Source organism: Streptomyces sp. NPDC058650, from assembly GCF_042717315.1.
Classification (GTDB): Bacteria; Actinomycetota; Actinomycetes; order Streptomycetales; family Streptomycetaceae; genus Streptomyces.
This window is the reverse complement of the sequence record NZ_JBHXRL010000015.1, coordinates 163,480-179,527: the sequence shown is the minus strand read 5'-3', so window position 1 is coordinate 179,527 and position 16,048 is coordinate 163,480. Positions and strand designations below refer to the sequence as shown.

Annotated in this window: 13 protein-coding genes; 8 read left to right on the top strand and 5 right to left on the bottom strand. The window is 70.3% G+C overall.

What is annotated here, in order from left to right; genetic code table 11:
• The first annotated feature begins 249 nt into the window (after window positions 1–249).
• The 6 genes from ACFWWU_RS25555 (at window position 250) to ACFWWU_RS25530 (ending at window position 6,516) form a co-directional block, all read left to right on the top strand.
• A complete protein-coding gene (locus tag ACFWWU_RS25555; protein ID WP_384148125.1) occupies window positions 250–1,032 on the top strand; it encodes a redox-sensing transcriptional repressor Rex in 783 nt (260 codons plus the stop codon).
• The gene (locus ACFWWU_RS25550; RefSeq protein ID WP_384148124.1) at window positions 1,029–2,420 is read left to right on the top strand and encodes a glutamyl-tRNA reductase; all 1,392 of its coding nucleotides are present in this window, start codon (window positions 1,029–1,031) and stop codon (window positions 2,418–2,420) included. Before ACFWWU_RS25555 ends, ACFWWU_RS25550 begins: the two co-directional genes overlap by 4 nt.
• Window positions 2,417–3,403 carry a hydroxymethylbilane synthase gene (gene hemC / locus ACFWWU_RS25545; RefSeq protein ID WP_384148123.1) on the top strand — a complete coding sequence of 329 codons (987 nt, stop codon included), beginning with the start codon at window positions 2,417–2,419 and terminating at the stop codon, window positions 3,401–3,403. The genes ACFWWU_RS25550 and hemC overlap by 4 nt, the downstream gene beginning before the upstream one ends.
• Window positions 3,400–5,070: a uroporphyrinogen-III synthase gene (locus tag ACFWWU_RS25540; RefSeq protein ID WP_384148122.1), complete on the top strand. Its 1,671-nt coding sequence runs from the start codon at window positions 3,400–3,402 to the stop codon at window positions 5,068–5,070. Before hemC ends, ACFWWU_RS25540 begins: the two co-directional genes overlap by 4 nt.
• A gap of 108 nt (window positions 5,071–5,178) precedes the next feature.
• The gene (hemB, locus tag ACFWWU_RS25535; RefSeq protein WP_384148121.1) at window positions 5,179–6,183 is read left to right on the top strand and encodes a porphobilinogen synthase; all 1,005 of its coding nucleotides are present in this window, start codon (window positions 5,179–5,181) and stop codon (window positions 6,181–6,183) included.
• A gap of 60 nt (window positions 6,184–6,243) precedes the next feature.
• A complete protein-coding gene (locus ACFWWU_RS25530) occupies window positions 6,244–6,516 on the top strand; it encodes a DUF1876 domain-containing protein (protein WP_384148120.1) in 273 nt (90 codons plus the stop codon).
• An 86-nt stretch (window positions 6,517–6,602) separates the two neighbouring features.
• On the opposite strand, the gene argS is transcribed toward ACFWWU_RS25530, so the two are convergent.
• A complete protein-coding gene (gene argS / locus ACFWWU_RS25525) occupies window positions 6,603–8,366 on the bottom strand; it encodes an arginine--tRNA ligase (protein WP_384148119.1) in 1,764 nt (587 codons plus the stop codon).
• A 15-nt stretch (window positions 8,367–8,381) separates the two neighbouring features.
• Here argS and lysS point away from each other — a divergent pair, with 15 nt between their 5' ends.
• Window positions 8,382–10,280, top strand: coding sequence for a lysine--tRNA ligase (gene lysS / locus ACFWWU_RS25520; protein ID WP_384148118.1), 1,899 nt, complete (start codon window positions 8,382–8,384; stop codon window positions 10,278–10,280).
• Window positions 10,281–10,408: 128 nt separating this feature from the next.
• On the opposite strand, the gene ACFWWU_RS25515 is transcribed toward lysS, so the two are convergent.
• From ACFWWU_RS25515 to ACFWWU_RS25505, 3 genes are all read right to left on the bottom strand, one after another.
• Entirely contained in the window at window positions 10,409–11,707 is a 1,299-nt protein-coding gene (locus ACFWWU_RS25515; protein ID WP_384148117.1) for a DUF2637 domain-containing protein, read from the bottom strand.
• Window positions 11,708–11,827: 120 nt separating this feature from the next.
• A complete protein-coding gene (locus tag ACFWWU_RS25510) occupies window positions 11,828–12,565 on the bottom strand; it encodes a DUF3558 family protein (RefSeq protein WP_384148116.1) in 738 nt (245 codons plus the stop codon).
• A gap of 157 nt (window positions 12,566–12,722) precedes the next feature.
• Window positions 12,723–13,709 carry a DUF3558 domain-containing protein gene (locus ACFWWU_RS25505; protein WP_384148115.1) on the bottom strand — a complete coding sequence of 329 codons (987 nt, stop codon included), beginning with the start codon at window positions 13,707–13,709 and terminating at the stop codon, window positions 12,723–12,725.
• A gap of 175 nt (window positions 13,710–13,884) precedes the next feature.
• Between ACFWWU_RS25505 and ACFWWU_RS25500 the strand changes: the two genes are divergently transcribed.
• The gene (locus ACFWWU_RS25500; protein ID WP_384148114.1) at window positions 13,885–15,078 is read left to right on the top strand and encodes an RtcB family protein; all 1,194 of its coding nucleotides are present in this window, start codon (window positions 13,885–13,887) and stop codon (window positions 15,076–15,078) included.
• 147 nt (window positions 15,079–15,225) lie between these two features.
• Here ACFWWU_RS25500 and ACFWWU_RS25495 read toward each other — a convergent pair whose 3' ends face one another.
• A complete protein-coding gene (locus ACFWWU_RS25495) occupies window positions 15,226–15,990 on the bottom strand; it encodes an SDR family NAD(P)-dependent oxidoreductase (protein WP_384148113.1) in 765 nt (254 codons plus the stop codon).
• Window positions 15,991–16,048: the final 58 nt, after the last annotated feature.

The window sequence follows — 16,048 nt, the reverse complement described above, 5'->3', positions numbered from 1 at the left end:
ACGTTTTGTTGGGTTTCGGGGGCGACGTCGTGAGGAGTGTGTGCGGTTTTGCCCCCTTCGGGATCTCAACGCTCTGACCTGCTCGGCGGTTCCGTCACGATCGGAACCAGCCGCGTGACCCCGGTCACTTTGGCCAGACAAAACGGACACCATCTTTGTGCACGCGTTCACAAAGACATAGCCTGCATTCGACGGGGCGGTCTTGGGACATATGGCCGCCTGCAGCCCCGCTCATCCCGCAGGAGCACCGTGGCAACTGGCCGAACTCACCGACCGGCGACCCGTAGCCGAGGAATTCCCGAGGCCACCGTCGCCCGGCTTCCGCTGTATCTGCGCGCGCTGACCGCGCTGTCGGAGCGCTCCGTACCCACGGTCTCCTCCGAGGAGCTCGCGGCCGCCGCGGGCGTCAACTCCGCGAAGCTGCGCAAGGACTTCAGCTACCTCGGCTCGTACGGCACCCGTGGTGTCGGTTACGACGTCGAGTACCTCGTCTACCAGATCTCGCGCGAGCTGGGGCTCACCCAGGACTGGCCGGTCGTCATCGTCGGCATCGGTAACCTCGGCGCCGCGCTCGCCGGCTACGGCGGCTTCGCCTCCCGTGGCTTCCGGGTCGCCGCGCTGATCGACGCCGACCCCGCCATGACCGGCAAGCCGGTCGCCGGGATCCCGGTCCAGCACAGCGACGACCTCGAGAAGATCATCGACGAGGACGGCGTCTCCATCGGCGTCATCGCGACGCCGGCCGGCGTCGCCCAGCAGGTCTGCGACCGGCTGGTGGCCGCCGGGGTCACCTCCATCCTGAACTTCGCCCCGACCGTGCTCTCCGTGCCCGACGGCGTGGACGTACGCAAGGTCGACCTCTCCATCGAGCTCCAGATCCTCGCCTTCCACGAACAGCGGAAGGCCGGCGAGGAGGCGGGCGCCGAGAGCGGCCCGGAGACGGGTGCGGACACCGGTGCGCCCGCCGCCCGCACCGGGGGCAGCAACCGCAAGGGACCCGACGGGGACGTCCCCGCCGTGATGCCGGCATGAGCCTTCTCGTCGTCGGGCTGAGCCACCGCAGCGCCCCGGTCTCCATCCTGGAGCGGGCCGCGCTGTCGGGAGAGACCCAGGTCAAGCTGCTCCAGGACACCCTCGCCGCCGAACCGGCCGCCGAGGGCACCGTCCTGGCCACCTGCAACCGCATCGAGCTCTACGCCGACGTGGACAAGTTCCACGCCGGTGTCGCCGAGCTGTCCACGCTGCTCGCGCAACACAGCGGCGTCGGCCTGGACGAGCTCACTCCCTATCTCTACGTGCACTACGAGGACCGGGCCGTCCACCACCTCTTCTCGGTGGCCTGCGGGCTCGACTCCATGGTCGTCGGCGAGGGCCAGATCCTCGGCCAGATCAAGGACGCCCTCGCGCTCGGCCAGGAGCAGCACACCGCGGGACGCCTCCTCAACGACCTGTTCCAGCAGGCCCTGAGGGTCGGCAAGCGCGCCCACAGCGAGACCGGGATCGACCGGGCCGGGCAGTCGCTCGTCACCTTCGGCCTGGAGCAGCTCGCCGACGGTACGGGCGAACAGGGCGTCACGGGCATCACCGACGTCGCCGACGTCGACACCTGGGCCAAGGGCAAGCGGGCGCTCGTCATCGGTGCCGGTTCGATGTCCTCGCTGGCCGCGGCCACCCTCGCACGCTCCGGCGTCTCCGAGGTCGTCATCGCCAACCGCACCCTGGCCCGCGCCGAGCGGCTCGCCCAGATCCTGAGCGAGCCCGGTGGCACGGGGGTGACCGCACGCGCGGTCGAGATGGTTGCCGTCGGCGACGAACTGACACGTGCCGACGTCGTCGTCTCCTGCACAGGCGCCACCGGACTCGTCCTCACCGCCGAGGCCGTCGAGACCGCCGCGCGGAGCCGCCGTACCCCGCTCGCCCTGCTCGACCTCGCCATGCCCCGCGACATCGACGCCGCCACGCACCGGATCCCCGGCGTCCGGCTCGTCGACATCGAGTCGCTCGCCGAGGCCTCCGCCGACGCGCCCATGGCCGCCGACGTCGACCAGGTCCGGGGCATCGTCTCCGACGAGGTGGCCGCCTTCGGCGCCGCCCAGCGCGCCGCGCACATCACCCCGACCGTCGTCGCGCTGCGCACGATGGCCGCCGATGTCGTGGCCGGCGAGGTCGCCCGGCTGGAAGGCCGGCTGCCCGACCTCGACGACAAGCAGCGCGCCGAGATCACCCAGACCGTGCGACGCGTGGTGGACAAGCTCCTGCACGCGCCGACCGTGCGGGTCAAGCAGCTGGCCAGCGAGCCCGGCGGCGCCGGGTACGCGGACGCGCTGCGGACACTCTTCGACCTCGACCCGGAGACGGTGGCATCCGTCAGCCGGGCCGACCTGAATGACGCCGACGTCAAGAACCGAGGGCGAGTATGACCGAGAGGGCACTGAGGCTCGGGACCAGGCGCAGCAAGCTCGCCATGGCCCAGTCCGGGCACGTGGCCGACGCCGTCCGGCAGCTGACCGGCCGGCCCGTCGAGCTCGTGGAGATCACGACGTACGGGGACACCTCCCGGGAGCACCTCGCGCAGATCGGCGGCACCGGCGTCTTCGTCGCCGCCCTGCGCGACGCGCTGCTCGCCGGTGAGGTGGACTTCGCCGTCCACTCCCTGAAGGACCTGCCGACCGCCCAGCACCCCGAGCTCGTGCTGGCCGCGATCCCGAAGCGCGAGGACCCGCGCGACGTACTGATCGCACGGGCGGGCGTCACGCTCGACCGGCTGCCCAAGGGCGCCCGCGTCGGCACCGGGTCACCGCGTCGCATGGCCCAGCTCCACGCGTACGCGCAGAGCCACGACCTGGAGATCACCTGCGTCCCGATCCGGGGGAACATCGACACCCGGGTCGGCTACGTACACAGCGGTGAGCTGGACGCGGTGGTTCTCGCCGCGGCCGGTCTCAACCGCATCGGCGGGACCGCGGAGCTGACCGGCTCCCTGTCGCTCGACCACCTGTCGGTCGACACGGTCCTGCCCGCCCCCGGTCAGGGGGCCCTGGCGATCGAGTGCCCGGCGTCCGACGCCGAGCTCGTCGCCACGCTCGCCGCTCTCGACGACCCGCACACGCGGGCCGCCGTGACCGCCGAGCGATCCCTGCTCGCCGCCCTGGAGGCCGGCTGCTCCGCACCTGTGGGTGCGCTGGCCGACCTGCTGGCCGACGACCCCGGTCACGGGCAGGTTGTCACCGAAATGCGCCTGCGCGGCGTCGTCGGCACCACCGACGGCTCGACGCTGGTGCAGCTGTCCACTACCGGTCCCGTACCCACCTCGCACAACGAGGCGATGGCACTCGGACGCGAACTCGCGGACGAGATGCTCGCCAAGGGTGCGGCTGGTCTTATGGGGGAGCGAGCACTTTGAACCCCACCCGCCCGACCACCAGCCCAGCGTCCTCGGCCTTCACCGGCCACGGACACGTCACGTTCCTCGGCGCAGGACCGGGAGACCCCGGTCTGCTGACCCTCAGGGCCGTCGAGGCCCTCGCGGGCGCGGACGTCCTGATCGCCGAGCCGGAGGTGCTCGAGGTCGTTCGCGACCATGCGCGCGCGGGGGTGAGCACGCCTGAGCTGACGGTTGTTGACGAGGCGTCAACAGCCGCCGGAGTCCCCGTGTTGAGGGATGCCGCCAATCTTGTCATGGAGGCCGCGAGGGGCGGCAGGCGGGTCGTCCGTGCGGTGACCGGCGACCCCGGCCTCGACGGAAACGCGGGAGCGGAGATGCTCGCCTGCGCCGCCGAGGGCATCCCCTTCGAGGTCGTCCCCGGTGTCGCCACCGCCGTCGGCGTGCCCGCCTACGCCGGTGTCCCGCTGCGCGACGCGCAGGGTACGGACGTGCGGTTCGTCGACGCCAGGACCGCCGACGAGCGGTGCTGGACCGAGGTCGGCGCCTCCGACGGCACCGTCGTCGTGTCCACCTCGCTCGACTCGGTGGCGGCGGCCGCCGGTGAACTGGTGGCGGCCGGCCGTAAGCCGGACACCCCGCTCACCGTCACGATCGCCGGTACGACGACACGCCAGCGGACCTGGACCGCGACCCTCGGCACCATCGCCCAGGTCTTCAAGCAGGGGAAGATCCTCCCCTCGCCCGAGGGTCACCGGCCGGTCATAGCCGTGGTCGGCGAGCGCAGCGCCCCGGCGCAGCGGGACCAGCTGTCGTGGTTCGAGTCGAAGCCGCTCTTCGGGTGGCGGGTGCTCGTGCCGCGTACCAAGGAGCAGGCCGCCTCGCTCTCCGACCAGCTGCGTTCGTACGGTGCGGTGCCGCACGAGGTGCCGACGATCGCCGTCGAGCCGCCGCGCACTCCGCAGCAGATGGAGCGGGCGGTCAAGGGTCTGGTGACCGGGCGGTACGAGTGGATCGCCTTCACCAGCGTGAACGCCGTGAAGGCGGTGCGGGAGAAGTTCGAGGAGTACGGGCTCGACGCGCGCGCCTTCGCCGGGATCAAGGTCGCGGCGGTGGGCGAGCAGACGGCCGCGGCGCTGGTCGACTTCGGTGTGAAGCCCGATCTGGTGCCGAGCGGTGAGCAGTCGGCGGCGGGGCTTCTTGAGGACTGGCCTCCGTACGACCCGGTCTTCGATCCCATCGACCGGGTGTTCCTGCCGCGGGCCGACATCGCCACGGAGACGCTGGTCGCCGGGCTCATCGAGCTCGGGTGGGAGGTCGACGACGTCACCGCCTACCGGACGGTGCGGGCGTCGCCGCCGCCGGCGGACACGCGGGAGGCGATCAAGGGCGGTGGTTTCGACGCCGTGCTCTTCACCTCGTCGTCGACCGTGCGGAACCTGGTCGGTATCGCGGGGAAGCCGCACAACGTGACCGTGATCGCCTGTATCGGGCCCGCCACGGCCAAGACGGCCGAGGAGCACGGGCTGCGGGTGGACGTGCTGTCGCCCGAGCCGTCCGTGCACAAGCTCGCCGAGGCGCTGGCGGACTTCGGACTGCGGCGGCGGGAGGCGGCGCTGGAGGCGGGAGATCCGGTGACGCGGCCTTCCGAGCGGCGGCCGGGAGCCAGGCGGCGGCGGACGACCTAGGTGGTTGCTCGGGGTGCGGGTCCCTTGGTGGGTCCGCACCCCGATGCGTGCGTCGCGGCAACACCGTGTCGGTAAAACCACTGTTTGGGCGGGCGTAGCCTCGGGCCTATGAACTCGTACGGATCCTTTCCCGGGGCGCGGCCGCGGCGGCTGCGGACGACGCCTGCCATGCGGCGCATGGTGGCCGAGACGCGGTTGCAGCCGGCCGATCTGATTCTTCCCGCGTTCGTGCGCGAGGGGATCGCCGAGCCCGTGCCGATCGCGGCCATGCCCGGCGTCGTGCAGCACACGCGCGACACCCTGCGGAAGGCCGCGCTGGAGGCGATGGAGGCCGGGGTCTCCGGAATCATGCTCTTCGGCGTGCCCGAGGACGCCAAGAAGGACGCCGCCGGTACGGCAGGGACTGATCCGGACGGCATTCTGCAGGTCGCCATCCGTGACGTGCGCGCCGAGGTCGGCGACGACTTGGTGATCATGTCGGACCTCTGTCTCGACGAGTACACCGACCACGGGCACTGCGGCGTCCTCGACGCCGACGGCCGCGTCGACAACGACGCCACGCTGGAACGTTACGCCGAGATGGCGCAGGTCCAGGCCGACGCCGGCGTCCACGTCGTCGGACCCTCCGGGATGATGGACGGCCAGGTCGGGGTGGTCAGGGACGCCCTGGACACCATCGGCAAGGAGGACGTGTCGATCCTCGCGTACACCGCGAAGTACTCCTCCGCCTTCTACGGCCCCTTCCGCGAGGCCGTCGGCTCCTCCCTCCAGGGTGACCGCAAGACCTACCAGCAGGACCCCGCGAACCTGCGGGAGTCGATGCGCGAGCTCGCCCTCGACCTGGAGGAGGGCGCGGACATGGTGATGGTCAAGCCCGCCGGCCCGTACCTCGACGTGGTCGCCAAGGTCGCCGCGTCGGTGGACGTCCCCGTCGCCGCGTACCAGATCAGCGGCGAGTACGCGATGGTCGAGGCGGCCGCCGAGAAGGGCTGGATCGAACGCGACCGGGCGATCTTCGAGACCCTCACCGGCATCCGGCGCGCCGGCGCGCAGATGATCCTGACCTACTGGGCGACCGAGGTCGCGCAGAAGTTGGGGTCGGCTCGCCACTGAAGGCCGGGCGGCGCACTCTGGAGAGGTACCCCGACAGGTACCTCGCTGGAGGTGGTCCTCATGACGCACACGCTCGTCGGATGGCACGTGGAGATGGAGTTCCAGGAGGAGGGCGACCGGACGCGGGCGGCGGCCATGGTCCGGCTCACGGACGGCACCGAGTTCCGGGCCCACGGCACGGCCAATCGGCACCCCTCCGATCCTGACCAGCTACGGGTCGGCGAGGAGATCGCGGGCGCCCGCGCGCTCATGGACCTCGCCTCACAGCTGCTGCAGAAGGCCCACACGGAGATCGACCAGGTCTCGGGCAGGACCTCGCACTCCATTCGATGACGACGAAGCCCCCGGCACGGTGTTCCCGTGCCGGGGGCTTCGCTTTGCTTCGCTACGGTCCCGAGACGTCAGAGACGTCAGAGACGTCAGAGACGCTCGGGCGTCCGGATGCCGAGGAGGGCCATGCCCTGGTGGAGCGTCCGGGCGGTCAGGTCGCAGAGGAAGAGGCGGTTCTCGACCTGCTCGGGGGTGTCGGCCTTCAGGACCGGGCACTCCGAGTAGAACGTCGTGTAGTGCGAGGCCAGCTGGTACAGGTAAGAGGCGAGCTTGTGCGGGGCGTACTCCGCGGCCGTCTCGGCGATCAGCTCGCCGAAGGCGTCCAGGTGCAGCCCGAGAGCCCGCTCGGAGGGCGCGAGGGCCAGCTCCGCGTGCGCCGCCGGCCTGGCGTCGCCCGCCTTGCGCAGGATCGACTGGATACGGGCGTACGCGTACTGCAGGTACACCGAGGTGTCGCCGTTCAGCGACACCATCTGGTCCAGGTCGAACTTGTAGTCACGGGCCGCCGACGTCGACAGGTCCGCGTACTTCACGGCGCCGATGCCCACCTGCGTACCCCGGTCGGCGATCTCCGCCTCCGTGAGGTCCTGGGCCTTCTCACGGACCACGGCCGAGGCACGGTCGATCGCCTCGTCCAGCAGGTCCACCAGCCGGACCGTCTCGCCCTCACGCGTCTTGAACGGCTTGCCGTCCTTGCCGAGGACCGTGCCGAACGCCAGCTGGACGGCCTTCACGTCGTCGTTCAGCCAGCCCGCCCGGCGGGCCGTCTCGAAGACCATCTTGAAGTGCAGCGACTGACGGGCGTCGACCACGTACACCAGGGACGTCGCCTTCAGGTTCCCCACCCGGTCGCGGATCGCCGACAGGTCCGTCGCCGCGTAGCCGAAGCCGCCGTCGGACTTCTGGACGATCAGCGGGGTCGGGTTGCCGTCCGGACCCTTCACGTCGTCGAAGAAGACGCACAGCGCGCCCTCGGAGCGGACGGCGACGCCCGACTCCTCCAGCAGGCGGCACGTCTCGTGCAGCATGTCGTTGTAACCGGACTCGCCGACGATGTCCGGGTCGTCGATGTCCATGTCGAGCTTCTCGAAGACCGAGTAGAAGTAGATCTTCGACTCGTCGACGAACCGCTGCCACAGGGCCAGCGTCTCCGGCTCGCCCGCCTGGAGGTCGACCACCCGGGCGCGCGCCCGCGTCTTGAACTCCTCGTCGGAGTCGAAGAGCGCACGCGAGGCCTTGTAGAGCCGGTTTAGGTTCGACATGGCCTCCTCACCGGAGACGTCGGCACCCTCGATCTTGTGGTCCAGCTCGTGCGGGTGCTCGATCAGGTACTGGATGAGCATGCCGAACTGGGTGCCCCAGTCGCCGATGTGGTGCCGACGGACCACCGTCTCGCCCGTGAACTCCAGGATCTCCACCATCGCGGCGCCGATCACGGCGGACCGCAGGTGGCCGACGTGCATCTCCTTCGCCACGTTCGGCTGGGCGTAGTCGATGACCGTCGTGCCCGCCGACTCGCTGAACGGCACGCCGAGACGCGCGTCCGCGGCGCGGGCCGCGAGCGTGTCGATGATCGCCGAGTCCGTCACCGTGATGTTCAGGAAGCCGGGGCCCGAGACCTCGATCTCCTTCAGGACGTCGTTCGCCGGGATCGCCTCGACGACCTTCGTCGCCAGCTCACGCGGATTGCCCTTGAGCTGCTTGGCCAGCGCCAGGATGCCGTTGGCCTGGAAATCGGCCCGGTCGCTTCGTCGCAGCAGCGGGTCGGCGGACGCGGCCTCCGGCAGAGCTGCCGAGAGTCCGTCCGCGAGGCGCTGCTGCACGGTCGAAGCGAGGGAAGGGACCGAGGCCATGAGCTTCCGTTCCTGTTGAGTTCGTCAGGTCTATTTCGCTTGTCAAGTGTCCCATGGGAGAGCAACGTGTTTTCTCCGCCTGTGGACAACCACGGAGCGCGTGCTTCCGTCTGGGAGAATGGCTCACGTAGGGCTGTACCGCAGCGAGGCCATCCAGCAGGACCCCCCAGGAAGAAGGACGTACCGACCGTGGCTCAGAGCAGCACCGAGACCGACTGGGTCTCCCGTTTCGCGGACGAGGTCATCGCCGAGTCGGAGCGACGTGCGCCTGGCAAACCGGTCGTCGTCGCCTCCGGCCTCTCCCCGTCCGGCCCCATCCACCTCGGCAACCTCCGCGAGGTCATGACCCCGCACCTGGTCGCCGACGAGATCCGCCGCCGCGGGCACGAGGTCCGCCACCTCATCTCCTGGGACGACTACGACCGCTACCGCAAGGTGCCCAACGGCATCGAGGGCATCGACGCGTCCTGGGCCGAGCACATCGGCAAGCCCCTGACCTCCGTCCCGGCCCCCGCCGGCTCGCCCCACGCCAACTGGGCCGAGCACTTCAAGGCCGCCATGGTCGAGGCCCTGGCCGAGCTCGGCGTCGAGTACGACGCGATCAGCCAGACCGAGCAGTACACCGCCGGCGCCTACCGCGAGCAGATCCTGCACGCCATGAAGCACCGCGGCGCCATCGACGCCATCCTCGACCAGTACCGGACGAAGAAGGCCCCGAAGAAGCAGTCGCAGAAGCCCCTCGACGAAGCCGAGCTGGAGGCCGAGGAAGGCTCCGGCGCCGCGGCCGAGGACGACGGCTCCGGCGGCGCGTCCGGCTACTTCCCGTACAAGCCCTTCTGCGGCAACTGCGAGAAGGACCTCACGACCGTCACCTCGTACGACGACGAGACGACCGAGCTCGCCTACACCTGCACGGAGTGCGGCTTCGCCGAGACCGTGAAGCTCAGCGAGTTCAACCGCGGCAAGCTGGTCTGGAAGGTCGACTGGCCCATGCGCTGGGCCTACGAGGGCGTCATCTTCGAGCCCTCCGGCGTCGACCACTCCTCGCCCGGCTCCTCCTTCGTCGTCGGCGGCCAGATCGTCCGCGAGATCTTCGACGGCGTCCAGCCCATCGGCCCCATGTACGCCTTCGTCGGCATCAGCGGCATGGCCAAGATGTCCTCCTCGCGCGGCGGCGTGCCGACCGCGGCCGACGCACTGAAGATCATGGAAGCGCCCCTGCTGCGCTGGCTCTACGCCCGCCGCAAGCCCAACCAGTCCTTCAAGATCGCCTTCGACCAGGAGATCCAGCGGCTCTACGACGAGTGGGACAAGCTGGAGGCCAAGGTCGCGGACGGCACCGTGCTCCCCGCCGACGCCGCGGCCCACACCCGCGCGGCCCGCACGGCCGCCGGCGAGCTGCCCCGCACGCCGCGCCCGCTGCCGTACCGCACGCTCGCCTCGGTCATGGACATCACCGCCGGCCACGACGAGCAGACCCTGCGGATCCTGACCGAGCTCGACCCGGAGAACCCGGTCACCTCGCTCGACGAGGTCCGGCCGCGACTCGACCGCGCCGAGAACTGGATCACCAACCAGGTCCCGGCCGACCAGCGCACCATCGTCCGCGACGAGCCCGACACCGAGCTCCTCGGCACCCTCGACGACGAGGGCCGCGAGTCGCTGCGCCTGCTCCTGGAAGGCCTCGACAGCCACTGGTCGCTCGACGGGCTCACCACGCTCGTCTACGGCGTCCCGAAGGTCATGGCCGGCCTCGACCCCGAAGCCAAGCCGACGCCCGAGCTGAAGCTCGCCCAGCGCGCCTTCTTCGCCCTGCTCTACAAGCTCCTCGTCAGCCGCGAGACCGGGCCGCGCCTGCCCACGCTGCTCCTCGCGGTGGGGGCGGACCGGGTGCGGAAGCTGCTCGGCGCGTGAGCGAGTGAGCACGTGAGCACGTGACCACGTGTGGACGTGAGCACCTGAGTAAGTGAGCACGTGAGGTACGTGAAAGGGCCGCCGCCCGGAGTTCGGGCGGCGGCCCTTTTCGCGTGCGCCCGTGAGCGTCAGGCCGTGTCGAAGTCGGCCATCTCCTGCTCGATGCGCTGCTGGATCACCGGCGTCAGCCGGTGCAGCAGGTCCGTGTCGGGGAACTCCGGAACGCCGTAGTGAGCGGCGACCAGCTGCTGCAGCTCACCCTCGCCGGGGAACTGCTTGTGCTCGTGGGCATACGTCCACGTGATCTTGTAGACGGTCTCCTCGAAGTCGTCGACCCGGGGCTCCGGCTCCTCCACGTACTCCGGGTACGGCTCGAACGCCTCGGGGCGCTGCTCGTGGCGCGGGTCCGGGATGTCCTCCGGGCCCAGCGGCACCGCGACCGGAGTGGGAGCCAGGCCGTCGACGTACCGCGGGTCGAACGCCGTCTCGTGGGCCTCCGACGGAAGCTGTGGCGACTGGAACCACGGACTGTCGTGGTTCGGGGCCTCCATCTCGCCCTGCTGGCCCGGCTGCCCCGGCTGGCCCTGCTGACCCTGCTGCCCCTGCGGGGGCTGCTGGGGCTGGGGCTGCTGGTGAGGCGCCTGCGGCAGCTGCTGGGGCTGGACCGCGGGGGCCGCCTGGACCGCCGGCACCGGGTGCATCGCGTGCACCGCCTGCGACTGCGGCGGGAGGACGGCCGGCTCGATGCCGGCAGCCGCGAGGCCCGCCGCCGCCGTCTCCGCCAACGGCACCCCGTACCGCGCCAGCCGCAGCGGCATCAGCGCCTCCACCGGAGCCTTGCGCCGCCAGCTACGACCGTAACGAGCCTGGAGCCGCGCCTGATAGATCAACCGCTCCTGCTCCAGCTTGATGACCTGCTCGTACGAGCGGAGCTCCCAGAGCTTCATCCGGCGCCACAGCCGGAACGTCGGCACCGGAGAGAGCAGCCAGCGCGTGAGCCGCACGCCCTCCATGTGCTTGTCGGCCGTGATGTCCGCGATGCGGCCGACCGCGTGACGCGCGGCCTCCACGGACACGACGAACAGGATCGGGATCACCGCGTGCATACCGACGCCCAGCGGATCCGGCCAAGCGGCCGCGCCGTTGAAGGCGATCGTCGCCGCCGTCAGGATCCAGGCGGTCTGACGCAACAGCGGGAACGGAATCCGCAGCCAGGTCAGGAGCAGGTCCAGGGCGAGCAGGACACAGATGCCCGCGTCGATGCCGATGGGGAAGAAGTAGGAGAAGGTGCCGAAGCCCTTGTCCACCGCGAGCTCGCGAACGGCGGCGTACGAACCCGCGAAACCGATCCCCGCGATGATCAGCGCACCGGCGATGACGAGGCCGATGAGTATTCGGTGTGTGCGTGTCAGCTGCATCGCGGCCACCCGCGATCCCCTCCCGTCAAACGACATCTCGCGCGCACAGACTGGCACATGCGCGCGGAGCCCGGCCCTCGGGGGAGGGACGGGCTCCGCGCGGATGTCTCCGTCTGCGCCGGTTTGTGACTACTTGTTGGCTGCCGCGACGGCGGCCACAGCCTCCTTGGCGGCCTTCACGGCGCCATCCATGATCTTCTTGTCGGAGGGTGCGTCGGCTCCCGCGTAACCGGCACCGTTGTACGACAGCAGGACCAGCACGTTGCCCGTACGCGCCGCGACCGAGGCGTAGACGAAGTCCTCGTCCGTCTTGCGCAGCTTGTACGCGACCGCCTTCGCCTCCTCGCCGATCCCCGAGGCCGTGGTGGTGCGAACCTTCTTCGCGCCGGGCGTCTCCTGGATCTTGGAGAGCTCCTTCGCCAGGTTCTCCACCGCGCGCTCCTCACCGCTGCCGAGCGACGCGTCCGACTCGTACCGGTAGAACGACACGTCGAGCCAGCGGTACTGCGAGCCGTCCACACCGTTGTCGTCGAGGCCGTTCCACGAGCAGCCGCCACGGCTGGCCAGATCGCTGGAGGCGGCCGGCGTGCCCTTCTTGCTCTTCGCCTTGGGCACCAGGGACGCGGTCGTCTTCGCCGAGATCGCCTTGCAGACCTCGGGCAGCTTCGCGAACTTCGCCGGCTCGACCGTCGGCGTCGGCGAGGCGGTGGGGGTGGCCGAGGCCGACGCGGAGGCCTTGTCCTGCGTCCCCTTCTTGCCGGAGTCACCGCTGCCGCCCGAGTCCGAGGAGCAGCCGGCGACGACGAGCATCACCGGGACGGCTGCGCAGGCGAGTATGCGGGGGAGTCGCGGGGCTGATCGCTGCATGGTTCCTTCAGTCGCTTGTCGTACGGTCCGGCCGTCCGGTCGGAGGCCCGGGCCATCGGGCGGCCACGGCCAATCGGTCGGCCACGGCCATCGGGCGGCCACGGGTACGCCGACACGTTACGTGGTCGCCGTCCGCTCACGGATCGGAGGCGAACGGCTACTCCTCCAGGCGCTCGGCGAGCAGCCGGGCCAGGTTCCGCGCCTTGTCCTGCAGTTCCTTGCTGTCGGGGGCCTCCGCGGAACCGGTGCTCTGCTCCCGGTAGGAGACCGTCACGATGACGTTGGATGTGCGGAACACCACGCTGACGACGCGCTGATGTCCGTTCTGGCCGACAGTACTGAGGGCGTCGTCGAGGTACGCGATGTCGCCGAGGCCGTCGAGGACGCGGGACTCCAGGCCGGTGGAGGCGGAGGTGGGCGTGGGGGTGGGCGTGGGGCCGGTGGAAGGCGCGCCGCTGGTTCCCGTGGAGGGCGAACCCGACGTCGGGCCGTCGGCGGGCGGGGTCTTGCTCGTCGGCGCGGCGGGGCTCGTGGTGCTCGTGGTGTTCGTTGCGCTCTTGGGGTCGGTGGAACCGGTCGCGTCAGGCTTCGCCGTACCGGAGGCGGTGCTCGTGGCCGTGCCCGTGGCCGTACCGGTGGGCGTGGGTGGGGTGGTGGGGGGTACGGGGATGCCCGCCGCGAGCTGCTTGCGGAGGTACACGTCCTGCGCCCGGGCGTCGTCGCTGACGGCGGAGTCGTACGACACGACCCGCTCGATGTCGAGGACGAGCCGGTGGGAGGTCTCGGGGCTGTCGGCCTTCCACGTGCAGCCGACGCGCCGGTCGGTGTCGTACGTGACGGCCGCGACGCCGCGGTACGCCTTGGCGCGCTCGGGGTCGGACAGTGCGGCGGCGCCCGGGAGCAGGTCCTTGAGCATGGCCTGCGGGACGGCGCCGCAGGGCTCGAAGAGCGTGCGGTAGCGGCCGGGAGGGGCGACGGGCGTGATGGGGCCGGCCTTGGCGTCGACGGCGATGTCGTCGGTCGTGGGGCCTGCCGAGCATCCGGTGAGGCCGAGCCCGAGGCCCAGTCCGAGGACGCTGGTGAGGATGGCGGCGGTGCGCGCCGCGGACCCGGTGCGGCCGGGGGCGTACCTCTTTCGCTGCACGGTCCCAGGGCTCCCTTCTCCCGAAGTCTTTCCCGAAAACTGTTTGCCGCGCGAACCCGGCCGGTGGACACAATGTCTATCGCACACGCAGCTGTTGATGCCGGTCCGCTGTCACCTGTACGGGCTTTGGCTCCGGTTTTTGCGTTATCAGACTTTTCGGGGGAATTGAGGAAGTATGTCGTACGTAGAGGTACCGGGGGCGAACGTACCCATCCGGATGTGGACCGATCCTTCCACGGTGGACGACGGCGCCATGCAGCAGCTGCGGAACACGGCGACGCTGCCGTGGATCAAGGGCCTGGCCGTGATGCCGGACGTGCACTTCGGCAAGGGCGCGACGGTCGGTTCGGTGATCGCGATGCAGGGGGCGGTGTGTCCGGCGGCGGTCGGTGTGGACATCGGCTGCGGGATGTCGGCGGTCAAGTCCTCGCTGACGGCGAACGACCTGCCGGGCGATCTGTCCCGACTGCGGTCGAAGATCGAGCAGGCGATCCCGGTGGGCCGTGGTCTGCACCGCGAGGCGGTGGACCCGGGGCGGCTGTACCAGTTCCCAACGGCGGGGTGGGGGGACTTCTGGTCGCGGTTCGACACGGTCGCCGATCCGGTGAAGTTCCGCCGGGGGCGGGCAGAGCAGCAAATGGGAACACTCGGATCCGGGAACCATTTTGTGGAGCTTTGTGTTGATGCGTCCGATTCGGTGTGGCTCATGCTGCACTCCGGATCCCGGAACATCGGCAAGGAACTCGCCGAGTACCACATCGGCGAGGCGCGGAGCCTGCCGCACAACCAGGGGTTGGTCGATCGCGACCTGGCCGTCTTCGTCGCGGACACCCCGCAGATGGCGGCCTACCGCAACGACCTCTTCTGGGCGCAGGAGTACGCCAAGTACAACCGCGCGATCATGATGGCGCTCTTCCAGGAGGTCGTCCGCCGGGAGTTCCGCAAGGCGCGGGTCACCTTCGACCAGGTCATCTCCTGCCATCACAACTACGTGGCGGAGGAGCGGTACGAGGGCATGGACATGCTGGTCACGCGGAAGGGGGCGATCCGGGCAGGCTCCGGGGAATTCGGGATCATCCCGGGGTCGATGGGAACGGGCTCGTACATCGTGAAGGGCCTGGGGAACGCGGCGTCGTTCAACTCGGCTTCGCACGGCGCGGGCCGGAAGATGAGCCGGAGCGCGGCGAAGAAGCACTTCTCGACGCGGGACCTGGAGGAGCAGACGCGGGGTGTGGAGTGCCGTAAGGACTCCGGTGTCGTGGACGAGATCCCTGGCGCGTACAAGCCGATCGAGAAGGTGATCGAGCAGCAGCGGGACCTGGTGGAGGTCGTCGCCAAGCTGAAGCAGGTCATCTGTGTGAAGGGCTGACGCCGGGACGTACGTAAGGGTGGGCCCTGGTACGTATTCCGTACCAGGGCCCATCGGTCCGTTCCAGTCGACCAGGGGCGCGGCGGCGCTCGGCCAGTTGGATGGCCGCCTCCTTCGTGTACGGGGTGTTGTCGACCCCGTCACGAATTACAGCTCGCGGTGGACCTTGGTGTTGGAGGCCTGGGCGCGGGGGCGGACTACCAGGAGGTCGATGTTGACGTGCGGGGGGCGGGTGCAGGCCCAGGTGATGGTGTCGGCGACGTCGTCCGCGGTGAGGGGTTCGGCTACGCCCGCGTAGACCTTGGCGGCCTTGTCGGTGTCGCCGCGGAAGCGGGTCGTGGCGAACTCGTCCGTCTTGACCATGCCGGGGGCGATCTCGATGACGCGGACCGGGGTGCCGACGATCTCCAGGCGGAGGGTCTCGGCGAGGACGCGGGCGCCGTTCTTGGCGGCGACGTAGCCGGCGCCGCCCTCGTAGGTGGAGTGGCCCGCGGTGGAGGAGAGGACGACGACCGTGCCGTCACCGCTCGCGGTGAGGGCCGGGAGCAGGGCCTGGGTCATGTGGAGGGTGCCGAGGACGTTGACCTCGTACATCCGGCGCCAGTCGTCGGGGTCGGCGGTCGCGACGGAGTCGGCGCCGAGGGCGCCGCCGGCGTTGTTGACGAGGATCGCGAGGGTGCGGAAGGCGGTGGCGAACTCGTCGACGGCGGCGCGGTCGGTGACGTCGAGGGCGTAGGCGGCGGCCTGGTGGCCGGCGTCGTTGATCTCGGCGGCGAGGGCTTCGATGCGGTCCTTGCGTCGGGCGGTGAGCACCACGCGGTAGCCGGCGGCGGCCAGCTGCTTGGCCGTGGCGGCGCCGATTCCGCTGCTCGCTCCGGTGATGACGGCGATGGGGGTACCGGGGGCGGTCATGGCGTGCTCCTCGCGCAGGTGGTCGATTCCGTGGATCGCCCGGTCAGGATAGGCGGGG